Source organism: Bradyrhizobium sp. UFLA05-89, from assembly GCF_059803475.1.
Genome location: NZ_JBANBA010000008.1, coordinates 59463 through 81158, shown reverse-complemented (window position 1 = coordinate 81158; position 21696 = coordinate 59463). Strand labels below are relative to the sequence as shown.

The 21696-nt window shown below is 63.1% G+C and carries 23 protein-coding genes; 8 read left to right on the top strand and 15 right to left on the bottom strand.

The window, feature by feature from the left end:
• The first annotated feature begins 125 nt into the window (after nucleotides 1–125).
• Both SO139_RS06745 and SO139_RS06740 read left to right on the top strand, forming a co-directional pair.
• Nucleotides 126–6413: a HAMP domain-containing protein gene (locus SO139_RS06745; RefSeq protein ID WP_449378696.1), complete on the top strand. Its 6288-nt coding sequence runs from the start codon at nucleotides 126–128 to the stop codon at nucleotides 6411–6413.
• A 13-nt stretch (nucleotides 6414–6426) separates the two neighbouring features.
• Nucleotides 6427–7914 (top strand): HWE histidine kinase domain-containing protein, encoded by a 1488-nt coding sequence (locus SO139_RS06740; protein ID WP_449378697.1) that lies wholly within the window; start codon nucleotides 6427–6429, stop codon nucleotides 7912–7914.
• On the opposite strand, the gene SO139_RS06735 is transcribed toward SO139_RS06740, so the two are convergent.
• Complete coding sequence (locus SO139_RS06735) at nucleotides 7911–8132, bottom strand: hypothetical protein (protein ID WP_254107440.1); 222 nt, start codon at nucleotides 8130–8132, stop codon at nucleotides 7911–7913. The genes SO139_RS06740 and SO139_RS06735 overlap by 4 nt on opposite strands.
• 159 nt (nucleotides 8133–8291) lie before the next feature.
• On the opposite strand from SO139_RS06735, the gene SO139_RS06730 reads away from it, so the two are divergent.
• Both SO139_RS06730 and SO139_RS06725 read left to right on the top strand, forming a co-directional pair.
• The gene (locus SO139_RS06730; protein WP_449378698.1) at nucleotides 8292–8549 is read left to right on the top strand and encodes a hypothetical protein; all 258 of its coding nucleotides are present in this window, start codon (nucleotides 8292–8294) and stop codon (nucleotides 8547–8549) included.
• 96 nt (nucleotides 8550–8645) lie between these two features.
• Nucleotides 8646–8885, top strand: coding sequence for a hypothetical protein (locus SO139_RS06725; RefSeq protein WP_449378699.1), 240 nt, complete (start codon nucleotides 8646–8648; stop codon nucleotides 8883–8885).
• 183 nt (nucleotides 8886–9068) lie between these two features.
• Here the strand turns inward: SO139_RS06725 and SO139_RS06720 are convergent, their stop codons facing one another.
• From SO139_RS06720 to SO139_RS06710, 3 genes are read right to left on the bottom strand one after another with little or no spacing between them, the layout of a single operon-like run.
• Entirely contained in the window at nucleotides 9069–9269 is a 201-nt protein-coding gene (locus SO139_RS06720) for a hypothetical protein (RefSeq protein WP_449378700.1), read from the bottom strand.
• A gap of 60 nt (nucleotides 9270–9329) precedes the next feature.
• Nucleotides 9330–9536: a hypothetical protein gene (locus SO139_RS06715; protein WP_449378701.1), complete on the bottom strand. Its 207-nt coding sequence runs from the start codon at nucleotides 9534–9536 to the stop codon at nucleotides 9330–9332.
• Nucleotides 9537–9554: 18 nt separating this feature from the next.
• Nucleotides 9555–9833, bottom strand: a complete 279-nt coding sequence (locus SO139_RS06710; RefSeq protein WP_449378702.1) for a hypothetical protein — start codon at nucleotides 9831–9833, stop codon at nucleotides 9555–9557.
• Nucleotides 9834–9894: 61 nt separating this feature from the next.
• Here SO139_RS06710 and SO139_RS06705 point away from each other — a divergent pair, with 61 nt between their 5' ends.
• Nucleotides 9895–10089: a DUF3072 domain-containing protein gene (locus SO139_RS06705; RefSeq protein ID WP_449378703.1), complete on the top strand. Its 195-nt coding sequence runs from the start codon at nucleotides 9895–9897 to the stop codon at nucleotides 10087–10089.
• A 9-nt stretch (nucleotides 10090–10098) separates the two neighbouring features.
• Here the strand turns inward: SO139_RS06705 and SO139_RS06700 are convergent, their stop codons facing one another.
• From SO139_RS06700 to SO139_RS06690, 3 genes are all read right to left on the bottom strand, one after another.
• Nucleotides 10099–10302, bottom strand: a complete 204-nt coding sequence (locus SO139_RS06700; protein ID WP_498539807.1) for a hypothetical protein — start codon at nucleotides 10300–10302, stop codon at nucleotides 10099–10101.
• Nucleotides 10303–10365: 63 nt separating this feature from the next.
• Nucleotides 10366–11700, bottom strand: coding sequence for a PQQ-dependent sugar dehydrogenase (locus tag SO139_RS06695; RefSeq protein WP_449378705.1), 1335 nt, complete (start codon nucleotides 11698–11700; stop codon nucleotides 10366–10368).
• Nucleotides 11697–12146 carry a DUF2231 domain-containing protein gene (locus SO139_RS06690; RefSeq protein ID WP_449378706.1) on the bottom strand — a complete coding sequence of 150 codons (450 nt, stop codon included), beginning with the start codon at nucleotides 12144–12146 and terminating at the stop codon, nucleotides 11697–11699. Before SO139_RS06690 ends, SO139_RS06695 begins: the two co-directional genes overlap by 4 nt.
• A gap of 129 nt (nucleotides 12147–12275) precedes the next feature.
• On the opposite strand from SO139_RS06690, the gene SO139_RS06685 reads away from it, so the two are divergent.
• Entirely contained in the window at nucleotides 12276–12527 is a 252-nt protein-coding gene (locus tag SO139_RS06685) for a DUF6496 domain-containing protein (protein WP_449378707.1), read from the top strand.
• A 58-nt stretch (nucleotides 12528–12585) separates the two neighbouring features.
• Here SO139_RS06685 and SO139_RS06680 read toward each other — a convergent pair whose 3' ends face one another.
• Entirely contained in the window at nucleotides 12586–12948 is a 363-nt protein-coding gene (locus tag SO139_RS06680; protein WP_449378708.1) for a hypothetical protein, read from the bottom strand.
• Between the two features lie 330 nt (nucleotides 12949–13278).
• On the opposite strand from SO139_RS06680, the gene SO139_RS06675 reads away from it, so the two are divergent.
• Nucleotides 13279–13563 carry a hypothetical protein gene (locus SO139_RS06675; protein WP_449378709.1) on the top strand — a complete coding sequence of 95 codons (285 nt, stop codon included), beginning with the start codon at nucleotides 13279–13281 and terminating at the stop codon, nucleotides 13561–13563.
• A 66-nt stretch (nucleotides 13564–13629) separates the two neighbouring features.
• On the opposite strand, the gene SO139_RS06670 is transcribed toward SO139_RS06675, so the two are convergent.
• Nucleotides 13630–15177 (bottom strand): Do family serine endopeptidase, encoded by a 1548-nt coding sequence (locus SO139_RS06670; RefSeq protein ID WP_498539806.1) that lies wholly within the window; start codon nucleotides 15175–15177, stop codon nucleotides 13630–13632.
• Nucleotides 15178–15380: 203 nt separating this feature from the next.
• Here SO139_RS06670 and SO139_RS06665 point away from each other — a divergent pair, with 203 nt between their 5' ends.
• Nucleotides 15381–16217 (top strand): universal stress protein, encoded by an 837-nt coding sequence (locus tag SO139_RS06665; RefSeq protein ID WP_498539805.1) that lies wholly within the window; start codon nucleotides 15381–15383, stop codon nucleotides 16215–16217.
• A 15-nt stretch (nucleotides 16218–16232) separates the two neighbouring features.
• Here the strand turns inward: SO139_RS06665 and SO139_RS06660 are convergent, their stop codons facing one another.
• The 6 genes from SO139_RS06660 to fba all read right to left on the bottom strand — a co-directional run bounded on the left by SO139_RS06660 (nucleotide 16233) and on the right by fba (nucleotide 21683).
• Nucleotides 16233–16445 (bottom strand): hypothetical protein, encoded by a 213-nt coding sequence (locus tag SO139_RS06660; RefSeq protein ID WP_498539804.1) that lies wholly within the window; start codon nucleotides 16443–16445, stop codon nucleotides 16233–16235.
• 466 nt (nucleotides 16446–16911) lie between these two features.
• Entirely contained in the window at nucleotides 16912–17649 is a 738-nt protein-coding gene (gene rpe, locus SO139_RS06655) for a ribulose-phosphate 3-epimerase (protein ID WP_449378713.1), read from the bottom strand.
• Complete coding sequence (gene cbbX, locus SO139_RS06650) at nucleotides 17646–18581, bottom strand: CbbX protein (protein ID WP_498539803.1); 936 nt, start codon at nucleotides 18579–18581, stop codon at nucleotides 17646–17648. The genes rpe and cbbX overlap by 4 nt, the downstream gene beginning before the upstream one ends.
• Nucleotides 18582–18681: 100 nt before the next feature.
• Nucleotides 18682–19089 (bottom strand): ribulose bisphosphate carboxylase small subunit, encoded by a 408-nt coding sequence (locus tag SO139_RS06645; RefSeq protein ID WP_449378715.1) that lies wholly within the window; start codon nucleotides 19087–19089, stop codon nucleotides 18682–18684.
• 11 nt (nucleotides 19090–19100) lie between these two features.
• Complete coding sequence (locus SO139_RS06640) at nucleotides 19101–20561, bottom strand: form I ribulose bisphosphate carboxylase large subunit (RefSeq protein ID WP_449378716.1); 1461 nt, start codon at nucleotides 20559–20561, stop codon at nucleotides 19101–19103.
• A gap of 36 nt (nucleotides 20562–20597) precedes the next feature.
• On the bottom strand, nucleotides 20598–21683 hold the full coding sequence (fba, locus tag SO139_RS06635) for a class II fructose-bisphosphate aldolase (protein ID WP_449378717.1): 1086 nt from the start codon (nucleotides 21681–21683) through the stop codon (nucleotides 20598–20600).
• Nucleotides 21684–21696: the final 13 nt, after the last annotated feature.

The window sequence follows — 21696 nt, the reverse complement described above, 5'->3', positions numbered from 1 at the left end:
TGAGCGAGGCAGGTTCCAGTTATTCGTGCTCCAATGTTGTAGCTTGATTTGGAATTTAGCTGACGTTCTATTTCCAGAACTGCGTACTGCTTTGGATTCGGAAACGCACCTGCGGGGGGAATGAAATGAGCGACCTCGATCCCGGACCACTTTCGCAATCCGGTCGTCGCGTCCCCAAACGAAAAGTGAATGGCACTCCGGAAGCCGACTCCCGGCAGGAATTGCTGCTGGCATTGCAAGCGATGCGCAGCGGTGATTTCTCCGTGCGCATGAGCGGCGACTATCTCGGCATCGACGGCAAGATCGCCGACACCTTCAATGAGATCATCGCCGCGAACCAGCGCATGGCACAGCAGCTCGAGCTGGTCGGCCAGGTGGTGGGGCGTGAAGGCAAGACGCGCCAGCGCGTCAAATTCGGTCTCGCCTCCGGCTCATGGGCCGACATGGAAGGCTCGGTCAACACGCTGATCGACGATCTCCTATGGCCGACCCGCGAGGTGACGCGCGCAGTCGCGGCGGTGGCGCAAGGCGACCTGCTGCAAACCGTCAAGCTCGACGTCGACGGCCGCCCCTTGCGCGGCGAATTCTTGCAATCGGCGACCATCGTCAACACCATGATCAAGCAGCTCGGCGTGTTCACCTCCGAGGTGACGCGCGTGGCCCGCGAGGTCGGCACCGAAGGCAAGCTCGGCGGTCAGGCCCAGGTACCGGAAGTGACCGGCGTCTGGAAGGATTTGACCGAGAGCGTCAACTCGATGGCGAACAACCTGACCAACCAGGTGCGCAACCTCGCAGAGGTGACGATCGCGGTGGCCAATGGCGACCTTTCCAAGAAGATCACGGTCGACGTCCGCGGCGAAATTTTGCAGCTCAAGGAAGCCATCAACACGATGGTGGACCAGCTTCGCTCCTTCGCCTCGGAAGTGACGCGCGTGGCGCGCGAGGTCGGCACCGACGGTAAGCTCGGCGGCCAGGCCATCGTGCCCGGCGTCGCCGGCACCTGGAAGGACCTCACCGACTCCGTCAATGCGATGTGTGGCAACCTGACCGCGCAGGTTCGCAACATCGCCCACGTGACCACCGCCGTGGCGCGCGGCGACCTGTCCCGCAAGATCACCGTGGACGTGCGCGGCGAAATTCTGGAGCTGAAGGACACCATCAACACCATGGTGGACCAGCTCAACTCCTTTGCATCCGAAGTGACGCGCGTCGCGCGCGAGGTCGGTACGGAAGGAAAGCTCGGCGGCCAGGCGCAAGTGCCCGGTGTGGCCGGCACCTGGAAGGACCTCACCGACAACGTCAACTTCATGGCCTCGAACTTGACTGCGCAGGTTCGCAACATCGCCGACGTCGCGACCGCGATCGCGAGCGGCGACCTCTCCAAGAAGATCACGGTGAACGTGTCGGGCGAGATCCTTCAGCTCAAGGAAACGCTCAACACCATGGTCGACCAGCTCAACGCGTTCGCCGGCGAAGTGACACGCGTGGCGCGCGAAGTCGGCACCGAAGGGCGGCTCGGCGGCCAGGCCAACGTGCTCGGCGTCGCCGGCACCTGGAAGGACCTCACGGAGAGCGTCAACTCGATGGCGTCGAACCTTACGGCGCAAGTCCGCAACATCGCCGAGGTGACGACGGCCGTCGCGGGCGGCGATCTCTCGAAGAAGATCACCGTGGACGTGCGCGGCGAGATCCTGGAGCTGAAGGACACCATCAACACCATGGTGGACCAGCTCAACGCATTCGCAGGCGAAGTGACGCGCGTCGCGCGCGAGGTCGGCACCGAAGGCAAGCTCGGCGGTCAGGCTCAGGTGCGTGGCGTCGCGGGCACCTGGAAGGACTTGACCGACTCGGTCAACTCGATGGCCTCGAACCTGACCGGCCAGGTCCGCAACATCGCCGAGGTCGCGACCGCCGTGGCCAAGGGCGACCTGTCGAAGAAGATCACCGTGAACGTGTCGGGCGAGATCCTTCAGCTCAAGGAAACGCTGAACACGATGGTCGACCAGCTCAACGCCTTCGCCGGTGAGGTGACGCGCGTCGCGCGCGAGGTCGGCACCGAAGGCAAGCTGGGCGGCCAGGCCGAGGTGCCCGGCGTCGCCGGCACCTGGAAGGATCTCACCGATAGCGTGAACTCGATGGCGGGTAACCTCACCGCCCAGGTCCGCAACATCGCCGAAGTGGCAACCGCAATCGCCGGCGGCGACTTGTCACGAAAAATTACCGTCGACGTGCGCGGCGAGATCCTTCAGCTCAAGGACACGCTGAACACGATGGTCGACCAGCTCAACCGCTTCGCGGGCGAGGTGACACGCGTGGCGCGCGAGGTCGGCACCGAAGGCCGTCTCGGCGGCCAGGCCAACGTGCCCGGCGTCGCCGGGACCTGGAAGGACCTCACCGATAGCGTGAACTCGATGGCGGGCAACCTCACCGCCCAAGTCCGCAACATCGCCGAAGTGACGACTGCCGTGGCGCGCGGCGACTTGTCGCGCAAGATCACCGTCGATGTGCGCGGCGAGATCCTTGAGCTGAAAAACACCATCAACACCATGGTGGACCAGCTCAACGCCTTCGCTTCGGAAGTGACGCGCGTCGCGCGCGAGGTCGGCACCGAAGGCAAGCTCGGCGGCCAGGCACAAGTGCCTGAAGTCGCCGGCACCTGGAAGGACCTCACCGACAACGTCAACTTCATGGCTTCGAACCTGACCGCACAGGTGCGCAACATCGCCGAGGTCGCCACCGCCATTGCCGGCGGCGACCTTTCGAAGAAGATCACGGTCGACGTGCGCGGCGAGATCCTGCTGCTGAAGGACACTCTGAACACGATGGTCGAGCAACTCCGCTCCTTCGCCGCCGAAGTGACGCGCGTCGCGCGCGAGGTCGGCACCGAGGGTCGGCTCGGCGGTCAAGCCGTGGTGCCCGGCGTGGGTGGCACCTGGAAGGACCTCACCGACAACGTCAATCTCCTGGCCGCAAATCTCACCACGCAGGTGCGCAACATCGCCGAGGTCACGACCGCCGTGGCCCGCGGCGACCTCTCCCGCAAGATCACCGTCGATGTGAAGGGCGAGATCCTCGAGCTGAAGAACACCATCAACACCATGGTGGACCAGCTCAACGCCTTCGCCGGCGAGGTGACGCGCGTCGCGCGCGAGGTCGGCACCGAAGGCAAGCTCGGCGGCCAGGCCCAGGTGCCTGGCGTCGCCGGCACCTGGAAGGACCTCACCGACACCGTGAACTTCATGGCGGCGAACCTCACCGAGCAGGTGCGCGGCATCGTCAAGGTCGTGACCGCGGTTGCCAACGGCGACCTGAAGCAGAATCTCACGGTGAAATCGAAGGGCGAGGTCGCCGCTCTGGGCGATACCATCAACAACATGACCGAGACGCTCGCGACCTTCGCCGATCAGGTTACGTCGGTGGCGCGCGAGGTCGGCGTCGAGGGACGCCTTGGCGGCCAGGCCAACGTGCCGGGCGCGGCCGGCACCTGGAAGGACCTGACCGGCAACGTCAATCTGCTGGCGGCGAATCTCACCTCGCAGGTGCGCGCCATCGCGGAGGTCGCGACCGCCGTGACCAAGGGCGACCTGACCCGGTCGATCCAGGTCGATGCCCGCGGCGAGGTCGCGGAGCTGAAAGACAACATCAACACCATGATCACCAACCTGCGTCTCACCACGGACGTGAACACCGAGCAGGATTGGCTGAAGACGAACCTTGCCAAATTCACCAACATGCTCCAGGGCCAGCGCGACCTCACCACCGTCGGCCGTCTCCTGCTCTCCGAGCTGTCGCCGCTGGTGAATGCCCATACCGGCGTGATCTACCAGATCGAGAACGAGGACAGCCCGCAGCTCCGCCTACTAGCCTCCTATGCCGGCGACGGCGCCTATCCCTATCCGCAGGTGCTGCAATTCGGTGACGGTCTCTCCGGGCAATGTGCGCTCGACAAGCGCCCGCGCGTGATCGCGGACATCCCGGCCGACGTGGTGCCGGTCAACTCGGCGCTGCTGCGCGCCGTGCCGAAGAATCTGGTGGTACTGCCGGTGCTGTTCGAGAGCCAGGTCAAGGCTGTGATCGAGCTCGCCTCGCTCGCCTCATTCACGACCTCGCAAATGACTTTCCTGGAGCAGCTCACGGACTCCATCGGCATCGTGCTCAACTCGATCGAGGCGACGATGCAGACCGAAGGCCTGCTCAAGCAGTCGCAACAGCTTGCAGGTGAGCTCCAGGCCCAGCAGCGCGAATTGCAGCAGACCAACGACCAGCTCGAGCAGAAGGCGCAGCAGCTCGCCGAGCGCAACGTGGAAGTCGAGCGCAAGAACCAGGAGATCGAACAGGCCCGCCGCGCACTCGAGGAGAAAGCAACCGAACTTGCGCTGACCTCGAAATACAAGTCCGAATTCCTCGCCAATATGAGCCACGAACTGCGTACGCCGCTGAACTCGATCCTGATCCTCGGCCAGCAGCTCACCGACAATCCGGATGGCAACCTCTCGGCGAAGCAGGTCGAGTTCGCCCGCACGATCCACGGCGCCGGCACCGACCTGTTGAACCTGATCAGCGACATTCTCGATCTTTCCAAGATCGAGTCCGGCACAGTGACGGTCGATGCCGAGGAGATCCTGACCGCGAACCTGCTGGAGACCGTCGGGCGTCCGTTCCGGCACGAGGCGGAGAACCGCAACCTGTCCTTCAACATCGAGGTCGATCCGAACCTCGCCCGCAGCATCGTCACCGACTCCAAGCGGCTGCAACAGGTGCTGAAGAACCTGTTGTCGAACGCCTTCAAGTTCACGGCCGATGGCGGCGTGCGCCTGAAGGTCGCCGATGCGCCCGGCGGCTGGACACCGGATCACCCCGTGCTCAACGCTGCACCGGCAGTGATCGCGTTCGAGGTCTCGGATACCGGCATCGGCATTCCCCTGGAGAAGCAGAAGCTGATCTTCGAGGCCTTCCAGCAGGCCGACGCCGGCACCAGTCGCAAATATGGCGGCACCGGCCTCGGGCTCGCTATCAGCCGCGAGCTCGCAAGCCTGCTTGGCGGCGAGATCCATCTGCGCAGCGCGACTGGCAAGGGCTCCACTTTCACGCTGTACCTGCCGCTCAAATACTCGGGGCCGACGCTCGCGCCACGGGCCGCGCCCACGGCCAACCAGCCGCCCGCGCTCCAGGCGCAGGCGACTGCGCCCGAGCGGGTCATCGAGCAACTTCCTGACGACCGGCTCAATCTCGAGCCGGGAGACACCATTCTGTTGATCGTCGAGGACGACCCGCATTATGCCCGCGTGCTGGTCGATCTCGCCCGCGACAAGGGTTTCAAGGTGCTGGTCGCCGCACGCGGCGCTGAAGCCCTGGAGCTCGCCAAGCAATATCAGCCGACGGCGGTGTCGCTCGACGTCTTCCTGCCGGACATGCTGGGCTGGACGGTGTTGAGCCAGCTCAAGCATAATCCACTGACCCGCCACATCCCCGTGCAGATCATCACGCTGGACGAGGACCGCCAGCACGCACTCGCTCGCGGTGCCTTCTCCTTCGTCAACAAGCCGACGACGACCGAGGGCGTTTCCGCCGCGCTGACCCAGATCAAGGAATACGCAAGGCCGCGGCGCAAGCGGCTCCTCATCGTCGAGGACAACGAAGCGGAGCAGCTCTCGATCCGCGAGCTGCTGCATCACGACGACATCGAGATCGTGGCGACCGACACCGGCGCTGGCGCGCTCTCGACGCTGCGCGACGCTCCTTGCGATTGCGTGGTGCTGGATCTACGCTTGCCGGACATGAGCGGGTTCGAGGTGCTGGACCAAATCCGCAGCGACGAGAGGCTGTCGAACATTCCGGTCGTGGTCTTCACGGGGCGCGAGCTCTCGGCCGAAGAGGATGCCGAGCTCCACACCATGGCGCGCAGCATCGTGGTCAAGGGTGTGGAGTCGCCCGAACGCCTGCTTGACGAGACCGCGCTGTTCCTGCACCGGGTGATCACGGAGCTGCCGACCGAGAAGCAGCGCATGCTGGAGAAGCTGAACAGTTCCGACGAGGACCTGATCGGCAAGACCGCCCTGCTCGTCGACGACGATGCCCGCAACATCTTCGCGCTGTCGAGCGTGCTGGAACGTCGCGGCATGAAGGTGCTGACCGCCACCACCGGCCGCGAGGCGGTGGCGCTGGTGGAATCCAATCCGGAGATCGCGATCGTGCTGATGGACATCATGATGCCGCAGATGGATGGCTATCAGACCATCGGCGTGATTCGGGAGAACCCGGCCTTTTTGCGCCTGCCGATCATCGCGCTGACCGCGAAGGCGATGAAGGGCGATCGGGAGAAATGTCTGGAAGCGGGCGCTTCCGACTATCTCGCCAAACCCGTCAACACCGATCAATTGCTGCTTGCGATCCGCATGTGGCTGCATCGCTGAGTGGGATCCGAATATGGACCACGAAAAGGTCAACATCCTCCTCGTCGACGACCAGCCGGCCAAGCTGCTCGCCTATGAGGTGATCCTGAAGGACCTCGGCGAGAACCTCGTGATCGCCTCCTCCGGCCGCGAGGCGCTGGAAATCCTGCTGAAGAGCGAGATCGCGGTGATCCTGGTCGACGTGTGCATGCCCGAGCTCGACGGCTTCGAGCTCGCGGCGATGATCCGCGAGCATCCGCGCTTCCAGAAGATCGCGATGATCTTCATCTCGGCAATCCAGGTTTCCGACATCGATCGCCTGCGCGGCTACGAGATGGGCGCGGTCGACTACGTTCCGGTGCCGGTCGTGCCGGAGGTGCTGCGAGCCAAGATCAAGGTGTTCGCTGAACTCTATCGCAAGACGCGCGAGCTCGAGCGGCTGAACCAGGAACTGGAGGATCGCGTTCGCGCGCGCACCGCCGAGCTTGAGAGCTCCACCGCCAAGCTGCTCGAGAGCGAGCAACGGCGCAGCATGGCGATCGCCGCCGGCAAGATGGGATCCTGGGACTGGGACTGGATCAACGGCGACTGGATGTGGGACGAAGGTCAGTATCGCATCTTCGGCGTCAGCCCGGAGACCTTCTACGTCACCTCGGCCAGCGTGCAGGCGCTGCTGCACCCCGACGATGTCGATCAATTCCGCAAGGCGATCGCCGAATTCAACACGGGCACGCGCGCCTACGAAGCCGAATTCCGCATTCAGCGGCCGGATGGCGAGGTGCGCTGGTGCGTCGGAACGGCGGCGGCAACGCTGGACGGAAACGGTCGCGTGGTGCGGGTGAGCGGCGTCACTGTCGACATCACCGAGCGCAAGCGCGCCGAAGATCGGCAGAACCTGCTCGCCCGCGAAGTCGACCACCGCGCCAAGAACGCCCTGGCGCTCGCGCAATCAATCGTCCGGCTGACCCGCGCCGACGACGTCAAGACCTACGTCAATGCCGTCGAAGGACGTATCAATGCGCTGGCGCGCGTGCACACCATCCTGTCGCTGTCGAGCTGGCAGGGCGCCGAGATCAACAAGCTCATCGAGGAGGAGCTCGCGCCCTATTCACTCGGCGGCCAGATCCGTCTGTCGGGTCCCGAAGTGCAGCTCGTGCCGGCTACCGCGCAAACGCTGGCGCTGGCGCTGCACGAGCTGTTCACCAATTCGGCCAAATACGGCGCGTTGTCGACACGGTCGGGGCGGCTTGCGATCGGCTGGGAGGTGAGTGGCGAGATGCTCGCGCTGACCTGGGAGGAATCCGGGGGGCCCCTGGTCAGGCAGCCGAAGGCGCGCGGCTTTGGTACCAAGAGCCTGCTCGCGAGCGTCGAGTCCCAACTCGGCGGACAGGCGCAATTCGATTGGCGCGCCGAGGGTCTTCTGTGCCGCCTCGAAGTGCCGCTGACACGGAAGGCGACGCTGCCGGCAGCCGGAAATTTCGACGCAGCGATCGCCGGCGAATTGCAGCGCGCCTCGGGCTAGCGCCGGGCCCGCACCCTCACCGCCTGCATCTGCAACGGCGCATCAGCGATGCGCCCCTCAAGCCAGGCTTCGCTCCGCTCCAGATCGCGCAATGCCATTGCGTAGCTTCGCGCGGCGCGCTGCTCCGCACCACGCGGCAGCGTGCGCGCCTTGCGCAGCATTTCCGCCGCCGCGTTGCGATAGGCAAGGGAGCGGTACAGAAAGATCACCTTTCCCATTCGAGCTTTCCTTGTCGTTGCTTCAGTCCCGACCTTCTCACGCCTCTCATGAACGCCACCTGAAGATCGCGCACTATGAATATTTGTTCAGGAAGACGCGGCCTCAGAGGAACTCGCGATGATCCAGTGCGTTTTTCCGGACGATTGCCGAGGGCGACAATGCGAACGCGAAAATCGCCACGTTTGGTTTCGACGGCCGGCGCCATCACGTTGATGACGCAGGCGATGATGGGCGCCGCTCTCGGACTCACCTTCGGCCTCGCGCTGGTGCTCATCAATCCTGCCGTTGCGACACTGCTCAGGGCTGGCGGAAGCCCGACCATTTTCGTGTTCGTCATCACACTCGTGACGAGCTTTGCGATCGGCGCAACGCTGACCGGTGCCGTATTCGTTTTGATGGATGACAAGGAAACTTGAAGCACGCGCGACGGCGCATGTTGAGCTCGCGCTGGAACTCTCGCGCCCAATCGCTGTTGGCTCCCTGCGTCAATTTTACTCAAGGGAGTTCCGCGCATGAACAAAACCAAGCTCGCCTTAGCCATGATCCTGGCCACCGGCCTCGCCGCCGCGCCATTGGCTGCCCAAGCCAAAACGCACAAAAAGCACCATTCGTCCGCGACGTCGTCGCAGACCACGACCGGTGCGAACATGAAATCGAGCGGCGGCGGAGCCGCCAATCCATCGAGCCAGGGCAATGTCGGCCCGGGCACCAATCAAGCCGGCAGCATGAACACGCCGAGCAGCTCGAAGTGAGCGCATTTGCACCACCCGGAAGAGCCCCGCATCTGCGGGGCTTTTTCTTGCTTGACAGGATCCGACGCGCGATGCGGCTAACTAAGGCGCAATGAGATGAGGACGAATCGTCATCGCGCTTTGGGATGTTGTTTAAGCATGATCTCTTCGGAAAAAACGCTCCAGACGCTTCCGGATCATGATTTAGCGCCACATCGTGGGGGCACGGTTGAGCGCATCGCGGCCGGCGCGACTGAGTTCGTCGGCCGAGCAGCAGCCCATCCGGATCATCTCGATGACTGTCGCGGCAACGCGCTCGCGCGCGGCCGTCTCGGATGCGGGTATGCCCGCGCAGATCTCAGCGAGAACCGCGCGCAGCAGCGCTGTCGTCTCGGTGTCCGACATCGGAAAACTCCGGCACGTCGCGGGACGTGTCCGACATAGCCCCGTCGGATGTCAGGCATGTTAAGGCTTAAGGTCGGAACGGGACAGCGCTATGCTTTGCGGCTCGCACTTCACGAGGGTTTCGAGCATCGCGCGCTTTCGCGCAATCAAAAGCAGGGCTGCGGCATCGTCGAGGCCCGCACGCTGCAACTGGCGAATGGCTGAGCCCAGTTCGAGAATCTCTGCACGCAGTTTCAGAATCCGGTACGAGTCCGGGTCCTCATCCACGGCGAGCCTCCGAAAAGTTTAGCAGCGAGCAGCGATGCGCTGCGGTTTGCCCGCATTCTTCACCTCGGCGCGTAGTCTTACCCGCTCTCCGATATTAGGCACGAAATCGCCGCCACCGGCCGACTTCCAGTCGGCGATCAGCCGCTTCATGTCCTGGCGCAATCCGAGCAATCGCACCGCGCTTTCGCTGCAATCGCGATCGCGGTTGACCAGGTCGCGCACCGACGTCTCAAGGTCGATCATACCCGACCTTAAAGCACTGATTTTACGACGAATTTCATTAATTCTGTTGTCCATGGCTTGTTAGAACAAAATAAGAACATATAGTCAAGTCACGATTCAGGGATGGAGAGTGGAAATGCGAGTGGAAGGTAAATACGACGCCAAGGATTTCCTCACCGCGCAGATGACGCGGGCCCAGGTCCTGCGGCTGAGGCGGCTCAGCGAGGAGGCCTATCAGCCCGGTCAGTATGCGAGGGATCTCAGCTTCGACGAGGCCGCAAAGCGCATCCAGGCGCTGGAGGCCGAGATCGAGCTTGCCAATTCGTTCTGACCTGCCGGCTCACTTCCGCGCAAAGGCCTCATTGAGGAAGCAGAGCCCGTCATAGGTAAGCCGCGCCTCGCCCGTCTCCCCTCTGGCGATCTCCGCTTCGAGGAAGGTCTCGAGCTCAGGGAGCGCGCGTTCGAACTTGTCGCGCGCGCCCATCATCTCGCAGGTCTCGCGGATGCGTTCGATCGGCCTGTCGAGGATGTTGATCGTGACCATTGCGGTTAATCCGCACTGCTGCCGGTCCGTTCCGCGCGGGATGATTTTGTTCTCCGCCACGCGTCAACCGCCGGCGGTGACGCGCCAGACGGTGTTGCCGGAATCATCCGCAATCAGAAGCGCACCGGATTTGTCGACCGCCAGCCCCACCGGGCGACCGCGCGCCTTGTTGTCGCTGTCGAGAAAGCCGGTCACGACGTCCTGTGCCTTGCCGTCGGGCTGGCCGTCCCTGAACGGTACATACACGACCTTGTAGCCGTTGAGCGTCTGGCGATTCCAGCTACCGTGCTCGCCGACGAAGGCGCCGCCGCGGTAGCTCTCTGGCAGCGCGCTCGCTGTGTAGAAGGCAAGCCCCAGGGGAGCGACGTGCGAGCTCAGCGCATAGTCGGGTACAATCGCGCTTTCCACGAGATCCGGCCGCTGCGGCTGCACGCGCGGATCAAGGTGCTTGCCATAATAACTGTACGGCCAGCCGTAGAAGCCGCCGTCCTTCACCGAGGTCAGATAGTCGGGCACGAGATCGGGACCGAGCTCGTCGCGCTCGTTGACGATAGTCCAGAGTTTTCCGCTCTGCGGCTCGAAGCCGAGCCCGGTTGGATTGCGCAAACCTTCCGCGAACAGGCGCGAGCGTCCCGTCTCACGATCGACCTCCCAGATCGCGGCGCGATCGCGCTCGGCGCCGATCCCGTTCTCAACGATGTTGCTGTTGGAGCCGACGCCGACATAGAGCTTCGAGCCGTCCGGGCTCGCGATCATCGCCTTGGTCCAGTGGTGGTCGATCGGACCGCCCGGCAACGGCGTCAACACCGTGCCGGACGCGGTGATCCTGGTGTCGCCCTCATGGTAAGGATATTTCACGATCGCATCGGTGTTGGCGACGTAGAGATCGTTGCCGACTAACGCCACGCCGAAGGGCGATTTGAGTTGATCGAGGAAGGTGCTCTGCACCTCCGGTACGCCGTCGCCATTGCTGTCGCGCAACAGCGTGATCCGGTTGCTCGCTGCCTCCTCGCCGCCGGACGTCGCCATCTTCTCGATCCAGCCCATGACTACGGATTTGGGACGATGGACCGGCTCGATCGCCGGCGATTTGGACTCGACCACCAGCACGTCGCCATTGGGCAGCACGAAGATCGATCGCGGATGCTGCAATCCCTTGGCGAGGGCCTTGATCTTCAAGCCTTTCGCTACAGCCGGCGTCTCGTTCTCCTTCCAGCCGATGATGCGGGCAACGTTCATGGGCGGAAACAAATATTGCTGAATCGCGGGCAGATTGGGCTGCGATCCGACCTGCGCCGCCGGATCGCCACCGCCATCATTGCAGCCAGCGAGAAGCGCCAGAGACGTTCCGGCAAGTGCGAGCTTCGCGATCTGCCGTTTGCACGAGAACGACATCATCGCGCGATCCCGATCCGGTCACGATAGACCATCGTCCAGCCCTGCCAGCCCGTGAACAACAACAGCAGCACCACGATGGCGGAAAGGATCAGCCCAGTGGGCACGACCGAGGTCCAGCCGTCGCGGCTGTGGACGAAGGCGTTGGCGAGCGACAACACCATGACCAGCACATTGCCGGCCAGATGCAGCCAGGCTGCGCTATGCGCTCGCACCAGGCGATTGCTGAGAAAATCCGTCAGCCCGGCAATCGCGGCCAGCGTTCCCATGACAAGGCCCGCCAGCAGCAGCCAGGATGAAAAGTTCGCCCACATCACGTCCGCCGTCCGCCAATAGGCAAGATCGGTGACCAGCGTTCCGACGAAGCAGACGATCGGAAACGGCACCAGCATTGGATGGATCGGATGCTTGGCAATGTGGACGGTGGGGCCGAGATCGGTGGTCGTCAAGACTGAGAACCTCACGCTGAGGAATGCGTGTTGGACCAACAGTTTCATATCGCGGCCGTTCCTATCTCGGCCGCTCCAAACGGAACCATGCATATGTGGAGCGGTTCTGTCCTTGAAGGGAGGATGCTCATGGCACGCAAGGCAAAGAAACGGCGCTATTCGAGAAGCTCCGGCAAGGACGTCGAAAGCGAGATGCGTCGCTACAAGAAAGGCACGGCCAAGAGCGGTCGTGGTGGACGCGGTGGGCGCGTAAAGAGCCGCAAGCAGGCGATCGCGATCGGCTTGTCGAAGGCGCGCAAGAAGGGCAAGAAGGTCCCGAAGAAGAAGACGTCGAAACGGAAGAGCTCGAAGAAGAAGTCGAGCAAGAAGCGTTCCGGGTGAGACGACATCCGGCGGCGCGCGAAGTTCTCGTGCGCCGCGCAATGTCGATGCCTGCCCTTCAGATCATGGTGCCGGGCATGAAGCAGCGGATCGAAATGCCGAACGCCGTTTTCACCGGCCAGACCATGGTTCGCCCGGCGCGGTTTGGCTCCGTGATAACGGCCTCATCGGGCACCTCGACCCACTGACCGTCGATGCGCACGCGATAGTGCCCCCCATATGATTCCCAATCGGGATCGGCTACAGCCACGCCATCGGCATCTGAGCAACATGGACCGAGATGGCTGCGCAGGCTGTCGAACCATGGCTTGAGCGGCGAATCCGCATAGCGTCCGTCGTCGCGACCCAGCGCGCTTTGGGTGCAGAGCACAAGCGGCACCAGCAGTAACGCGCGCCTGCTGAAGGCCTTCAATCGATCCATCGTTGCACCGATCCCTGACGAGGTCCGGTTCCACAAAGCAGCCCCCTCGGGGAGTTCCGCCGATGCAACCGTTGCTCGCCCGCCGAGTCGCAAAGGCGACTCGCGACCACTTTGAGTGAATGTGGATTTTTGGGCCGAACCCTGTCCGTAACAGATCCGTTAACGCGAATGTTATCGGTCGCCGCCGGCTTATCCCCTCAACTGAGCCGCTTTCGCCGATGGCGATCATCGTGGAACGCGGCCAAACTTCCAAATCAAACCAGCAGCGTTCCCGAAACGATTATCGGCGGCAGGTGTTGGTCCGGCGTGTGAAGACAACGGAGACAGCACATGAACTGGAAACGATTTGCCGCAGCCGCAGTCCTCACCACCGCCATGGCTGCGCCTGCGTTGGCGCAGGAGCCTCACGCGCGTTCGGTAGCCGCAAGGAACCACCATGGAGAGGTTTACTACCATGAGGGCTCGGGTTTCTGGCCGGGCGACCTAGCCGCCGGCGTGGTCGGCGGCGCGATCGGAACGGCAGGTGCGATTGCGACCGCGCCGTTCCGCGGCGGGTATTGCGAACCCGGCATGACCTATATCGGTCCAGACGGCTTGCGACACCGCTGCTGGTAAGCCGAGCCGATACGAAAGAGGCGGCCGCAAGGCCGCCTCTTTACTTTTTGCGCAAACTTCCTTTGCTCAGGCGAGTGGCACCGCGACGAATTTCGTCGCCTCCGCGCTCTTCACCTGCAACAGCACGCTGCGCTTGCCAGCGGATTTCGCCTGCTTCAGCTCAGCGCGGACGTCGTCGATGCTGGCGACAGCCTTGCCGCCGACATTGAGGATGACGTCGCCGGTTTGGATGCCGCGGCTCGCCGCTGGGCCTTCCGGATCAACCGAGGTGACGACGACACCCTTTTGGCCCGCGCCCTGTACGTCCCCGGCCGGAGCGAGGCTGAGGCCGAGACGCGGCGTGCCTGCGGTCGGCTGACCTTCGTCCGCCTTGCTATTCGCCTTGGCCTGACGCTCGTTCGGAAGCTCGCCGAGGTTCACGCTCACGGTCTTGCTCTCACCCTTGTGCCAGACGTCGAGCTTTACCGAGCTGCCCGGCGCCATCGTGCCGATGGTACGGGCAAGATCGCGGGAGTCCTTGATCGCCGTGCCGTTGACGGCAACGATGACGTCACCGGCCTCGATGCCGGCTTTGGACGCCGGGCTGTTGTCCTGCGGGGTATCGACGATCGCGCCGCGGGCTTCCTTCAGCCCGAGGCTGTCGGCAATATCAGCCGTCACCGGCTGCACCTGGACGCCAAGCCAGCCGCGCGTGACCGAGCCGTTGTCCTTGAGCTGGGCGACGACGAGCTTCGCGGTATTGGCCGGAATGTCGAAGCCGATGCCGACCGAGCCGCCAGACGGCGAGAAGATCGCAGTGTTCACGCCGATCACGTTGCCGTTCATGTCGAAGGCCGGACCGCCGGAATTGCCCTTGTTGATGGGCGCGTCGATCTGGATGTAATCGTCATAGGGACCCGCGCCGATGTCGCGGCCATTGGCCGAGACGATGCCCGCCGTCACCGTGCCGCCGAGGCCGAACGGGTTCCCGACGGCAACCACCCAGTCGCCGATCCGCGGGCGCTGCTCGGAGAATTTCACGAACGGAAAGTCCTTCTTGCCGTCGACCTTGATCAGCGCGAGGTCGGTCTTCGGATCGGTGCCGACAACCTTCGCCGTGTAGATCGTACCGTCGTCCGCCGTCACCTGCACGGACTGGGCGTGGTCGACGACGTGATTGTTGGTCACCGCGTAGCCGTCGGCCGAGATGAAGAAGCCCGAGCCCTCGCCGGTGATCACGCGGTGGCGCTGCGGCATGCCATTGGGCATCTGCTGCATGCCCTTCGGCAGGCGGAAGCCGAACTCCTTCGGGAACTGATCGAACGGTGAATCCTCATCCGAATCCATCCGGTTCTGCTGCAGCATCGCATTCTTGTCGTCGGTCTGGTCGATCTTGACGCGCACCGAAATCACGGCGGGCTTCACCTTGGCTACCAGATCGGCAAAGCCGGGTGGAGTCTGCGCCGACTCGGCAGCCAGCGCCGGCGAGGTGAAGGACGCGCCGTTGAACGGCGAGTTCGAAGCACCGGCAAGCACGGCAACGCCGAGCGCGGCCACGGTGCCGAGCAGCGCGAGGCGCCGGGGTTTCAGGATCGCACGCGGCTTGGCGGAATCGGAATTGATGTGATCGTTCATGTCGAAATGTCCATGTTGTATGAGCAGTCGCCTTGCTCTCAACATTGACGACGCAACATTACGACGTCCCGTCCGCGCGATTAATTCTTGGCAAAGAAGCTGCGACGCGCCGCCGCGGCTGGCCGGCTTGATGCAGGTCAACGCGCATCGAAGGATCGGTGAAAAATTACGGCGTGGAAATGATCTCCGCCGGAGGCGTCGCCATGATCAAAGACATTCTCGTCCACATTCCGACCGAACGACCAATGCGCCCGGTCATCGACGGCGCGGTGTCGCTCGCAGCCGGCTTCAACGCCCACCTCGATGCGGTGTCGGTCGGCTATGTCGCAACCAGCACGGCCTATGTGATGGAAGGCGGAGCGGCGGTGGCCGCCGTGTTCGAGATGGAGCGCGAACGAGCGATGGAGCGCGCTGAAACGGCGCTCACGGTGTTCGAGACGGAAGCCGAGCGTGCCGGCATTTCCCATCACTGCCACCCAATCGGAGCGATCCCGGCGGATGCGATCGACATGGTGGGCGCGATGGCGCGTCTCCATGACCTCAGCGTCGTGCTGCAGCCCGATGCAGATCATGGATCCTTCGACAGCGACCTGCCGCAGGAAATCCTGTTCCAGGCGGGTGGGCCGGTGCTGTTCCTGCCGCATATCTTCCGCGCCCCCTTCAAGACACGGCGTATCGGCATCGCCTGGGATGGCAGCCGCGTCGCGGCGCGCGCCCTGCGCGACGCGATGCCGTTCCTGTCGCGGGCCGGGGAGATCGTCATCATGACGGTGAACGAATCGACGTCAGGGCCCGGCGCGGCTCCGGCCGATCAGCTCGCAAGGCATCTGGCACGGCTCGGGCTGGAAGCACGGATCGTCGGCCTGTCGGCGACCCGCGCCGACATTCAGCCGACCATCCTGTCACTCGCGGCCGACGAGGGCCTCGATCTCCTCGTGATGGGCGGCTATGGCCATTCGCGCTTGCAGGAGCGCGTGCTGGGCGGCGTCACGCGCGCGATGCTGCAAACCATGACGGTCCCGACGCTGATGTCGCATTAGCGCCAGCTTTGCGCCTCACGCGGCGGCGGTATGCTGCCAATCTGTCGGGGCTGCTGCGTCGTCAGAGCCCTTTGTATTGCACGCATCGAAGTGAGCCTTCAGCTCGGCTTCGGCGAGATGTTCGAAATGCTCGGCCTGACCGAGAAGATCCCAGCTCTGCAGGGGTCGATATGCCGCCTGCTGACGGCACAAGGACGCCAGAGCACGGTACCGACGCACGTTCTCCATGAGAATCTCCCACCTTGGCTACGCCCGGCTTATTTCGCCGGTTTGCGTCACACCCATTGCACTCGTGCGAAACATTTGTTGCGTGGACCACTCTTTACTCTGAAAGAGTTAACGCGAACGTCGACCCGCTGGCATTGCCCTGGGTCAAACTTTGGGAAAGTTTCGCCGAGCCCTCAATTCTGTTGGTGCCACAAAGTTGCGGCATCTGTGGGGCAAGTCACAACCAAATGCAGCAATTTTCGGTACAAATTTTCTCGTATGGCCGCAAACAAGGTAACGGCGGTACACAGGGGCTGCGACAGATCAGCATGCAGCTCGCGACTTCCCGAGCCGCGCGGAACTGGAACCGGCGGCTCTCTCATTTGGTGCAGCGGAGATTGAGCCGATCGGATCGGAATACCGTTCGACCAAGTGGATGCCCGACTTCGTACCCTACATCGCCCCGAAGGCGTCGCTTGCCCCGCGATTATCGAATCAGCTCGCTCTTGCCCTTTCGCGCCAGCGAAGACGAACCATATTGCAGCTTCGGAACCCGGCCGGCCTCCGCAGCCAGTCGGATCGCGGCGATGTTGTCCGCGTAGTTGGTACTGCCGTCGCCGCGGAACACCGCCGATCCCGCCACCAGCGCATCCGCGCCGGCAGCCGCAACGACGGCCGCGTTGTCGCGCGTGACGCCGCCATCGACCTGAAGCCGGATCGGCCGATCGCCGATCATCGCGCGGATACGCTGGATCTTCTCGATCTGAGATCCCAGGAACGATTGCCCGCCGAAGCCCGGATTGACCGTCATCACAAGAATGAGGTCGACGCGATCGAGTATGTATTCGATCGCGGCTTCCGGCGTTGCCGGGCACAGGCTCACGCCGGCCTTCTTGCCAAGCGCGCGGATCGCCTGCAAGGAGCGATCGAGATGCGGACCGGCTTCGGCATGGACCGTGATGATGTCGGCACCTGCCCTGGCAAAGGCTTCGAGATAGGGATCGGCCGGCGCGATCATGAGATGAACGTCGAACGTCTTGGTCGTGAACGGCCTGATCGCCTTGATCACGTCGACACCAAAGCTGATGTTGGGCACGAAATGCCCATCCATCACGTCGCAATGAATCCAGTCGGCTCCGGCCGCATCGATCGCGGCGATCTCTTCACCGAGACTCGCAAAGTTCGCGGCAAGGATCGAGGGGGCGATGACAATCTCGGGTATCATGGCTTTGCGCTCCGCTCACCGGCCCCGCCGCCGCTGAATACGCGGCTCGCCAGCACGTCCGAGGAATCGATGGTCTCGAGATCCGCGATCCCAAGCATGCGATCGAGATCGGTAACCAACCGATCGGCCTGCCGCAGGCGGATGCGATCGACCGCGTTGCGGATCGAACGCGCATTCGAGAAGAACGGCTGCGTACGGCGCAGCGCGATGTACCTTTCGAAAGCCTCGCGCGCGGCAGTAGAGAAGCGATATCCCCGCTCCTGTAACATCAAGTCCGCAATAAAGAGCAATTCCGGCTCCGAATAGTCGGGAAATTCGATGTGGTGGGCGATGCGCGAGCGGAAGCCGGGATTGGAGGCAAAGAAATTCGTCATCCGCTCGCCATAGCCGGCGAGAATGACCACGAGGTCCTCGCGCTGGTTCTCCATCACCTGGAGCAGGATCTCGATCGCCTCCTGGCCGTAGTCTCGCTCGTTGTCGGGACGATGCAGGTAGTAGGCTTCGTCGATAAACAGCACGCCGCCCATTGCCTTCTTCAAGATCTCCTTCGTCTTCGGCGCAGTATGGCCGATATATTGCCCGACGAGATCATCACGCGTCACCGAGATCACCTGCCCCCGCCGCACGAAACCGAGGCCGTGAAGGATCTTTGCCATGCGCAGCGCGACGGTGGTCTTGCCGGTGCCCGGATTGCCCGTGAAGGACATGTGCAGCGTCGGTGGCGCCGCGACGAGGCCGGCGCGTTGGCGTATCCGCTCGATGAGGAGGAGCGAAGCGATCTGGCGCACCCGGCTTTTCACCGGCTTTAGTCCGATCAGCTCCTGATCGAGCTCGCGCAGCGTCTCGGTGATTCCTGCCGCTTCGGCCTCCTTGCGGAGATCGAAAATGGCCTCGCTCGTCTCGGTGGCTTTCACATCGGGCAGATCAAGCATGGGCATCTCGAAGAAAAGGGCTTCGCCGCGAACGAACGGCGAAGCAGTTGTCCGCCAAGGAAGCGGAGCAGGGAGAGCTCCGCGCGGAAATGAATGCTCTCTAAGTCGAAGCGTGCTCAACCGGCTTGCGAACGGTGGTGTAGCGGATCGCGCGTCCAGCAACCTCCTGCCGCACCAGCTCGAATTCGGCTTCCTTTGCAGGCCGGTTGACGAGGAAGGAGATCCGCACCGACTCCCAGCCATGGCTGGAATCGAAGCCGCTGATGCGGATATAGCGGTCGCCATAAACTCTGCGGCATTCGGCGAGCTCCATCATCACGCCGGCGGCGTCCGCGAGATCGAACATCGGCAGACCCCACATCTCCCAATAGGTGTTGCGGGGATGCGGATCATCGGTGAACTCGATGTTCACGGCCCAGCCGTTGGCGAGGCAGTACTGCACCTGCTTGTAGATCTGATCATCGGTGAGATCAGGCAGGAAGGAAAAACACCCTTGCGTCAACTTCATCGCATGTCTCCTCAAACGGATTCCAGCGCCGTGGGCACGAAGTCCGGCGTGTCGGTGGATTGGTAGTTGAAGGTCACGTCCTTCCAGACCTCGAGCGCAGCCTTTAGCGGCGTGCAGGTCTGCGCTGCCTTAGCCAGGATCTCCGGCCCCTCGTGGACGTAGTCGCGGCCCTCGTTGCGGGCGAATATCATCGCTTCCAGCGCCACGCGGTTGGCTGTCGCGCCTGCAGCAATCCCCATGGGATGACCAATCGTGCCGCCGCCGAATTGCAGCACGACGTCCTCGCCCAAAAGGTCCAGCAACTGGTGCATCTGGCCGGCATGGATGCCGCCGGAGGCAACCGGCATCATCTTGTTGAGGCTCGCCCAGGACTGGTCGAAGAACAGGCCATGCTCGAGCTTCAATGGGTTGAAGTCCTCGCGGCAGACGTCGTAATAGCCGCGCGTGGTGTTCGGGTCACCTTCGAGCTTGCCGACCACGGTGCCGGCATGGATGTGGTCGACGCCGGCAAGCCGCATCCATTTGGCGATGACGCGGAACGACACACCGTGGCTCTTCTGCCGCGTATAGGTCGAGTGACCCGCACGATGCAGATGCAGGATCATGTCGTTGCGGCGCGCCCATTTCGCCATGGACTGGATCGCGGTGTAGCCGATGACGAGGTCGATCATGACAATGACCGAGCCGAGCTCCTTGGCGAACTCGGCGCGCTCATACATATCCTCCATCGTCGCAGCGGTGACGTTGAGATACGTGCCCTTCACCTCGCCCGAGGCGGCCTGTGCGCGGTTGACGGCCTCCATGCAATAGAGGAAGCGGTCGCGCCAATGCATGAAAGGCTGCGAGTTGATGTTCTCGTCGTCCTTGGTGAAGTCGAGCCCACCTTTAAGTGCTTCGTAGACGACACGGCCGTAGTTGCGCCCGGAGAGGCCCAGCTTCGGCTTCACCGTTGCCCCTAGCAGCGGCCGGCCGAACTTGTCGAGCCGCTCACGTTCGACCACGATACCGGTGGCTGGCCCCTGGAACGTCTTCACATAGGCGACCGGGAAGCGCATGTCCTCGAGTCGCAACGCCTTCAGTGGCTTGAAGCCGAAAACGTTGCCGATGATCGAAGCCGAGAGGTTCGCGATCGAGCCCGGTTCAAACAGGTCGAGGTCGTAGGCTATATAGGCAAAATACGAGCCCGGCGTGCCCGGCACCGGATCGACGCGGTAGCACTTGGCGCGATATTTCTCCGCCGCGGTCAGACGATCAGTCCACACCACCGTCCAGGTCGCGGTCGAGGATTCACCGGCGACCGCCGCCGAGGCCTCGATTGGATCGACACCCTCCTGCGGCGTCACGCGGAATAGCGCGATGACGTCGGTATCCTTCGGCGTGTAGTCGGGCTCCCAATAACCCATGCGCTTGTATTCCATGACGCCGGAGCGATAGCGCTCTTTGCCGCGGACCGTGCCTGCATGTGCGTTCATGTCTCTCTCCTGCTCTTCTCTGCTCTTTCTGATTGATTAGGCCGCGACGGGTTCGCGGGCGTCGATGCGCGGGTCCAATTCGCCGGCGCGGTATCGCCGCGCCATCTCGCTCATGGAAATGACCTTGATCTTGCTGGCGTGGCCCGCGGTGCCGAACTGCTCGAAGCGTTCACGGCAGAGATCGCGCATCGCGTCCATCGCAGGCTTGAGGAATTTGCGCGGATCGAACTCCGAGCGCGCCTGCGATGCAACCTTGCGGAACACGGCTGTCATCGCCAGACGGCAGTCGGTGTCAATGTTGACCTTGCGCACGCCGCTCTTGATGCCGCGGACGATCTCCTCCACCGGCACGCCCCAGGTCTGGGGCATCTCGCCGCCGAACGCGTTGAACATGTCCTGGAGTGGTTGCGGCACCGATGAAGACCCATGCATGACGAGATGCGTGTTCGGCAGCCGACGATTGATATCCTCGACCACCCGCATCGCCAGAATGTCGCCATCCGGCTTGCGGCTGAACTTGTAGGCGCCGTGCGAGGTGCCCATCGCGATCGCCAGCGCATCGACCCCGGTGGCACGGACGAAATCGACGGCCTGATCGGGATCGGTCAGCAACTGATCGTGGCTAACCTTGCCCTCGACACCGTGGCCATCCTCTTGCTCGCCTGCACCATGTTCGAGTGAGCCGAGCACACCGAGTTCGCCTTCGACGGAGGCGCCGACCCAGTGCGCGAGGTCGGCGACGCGGCGGGTGATTGCAACGTTGTAGTCGTAGTCAGCCGCCGTCTTGGCGTCGGCCTTCAGCGATCCGTCCATCATGACGGAGGTGAAGCCATGGGCGATTGCACTGGCGCAGGTCGCCTCGTCATTGCCGTGGTCCTGATGCAGGCAGAGTGGGATGTCCGGATAGGTCCGCTCCAGCGCATCGATCATGTGCGAGAGCATGAGATCGCCGGCATAGCTGCGCGCGCCGCGCGAGGCCTGCATGATCACGGGCGCATCGACCTCGGCCGCCGCCTGCATGATCGCGATGCCCTGCTCCATGTTGTTGATGTTGAACGCCGGAACGGCATAGCCGTGGTGAGCTGCGTCATCCAGCAGTTGCCGAAGGGTAATGCGAGCCAAGGGACGTCTCCGT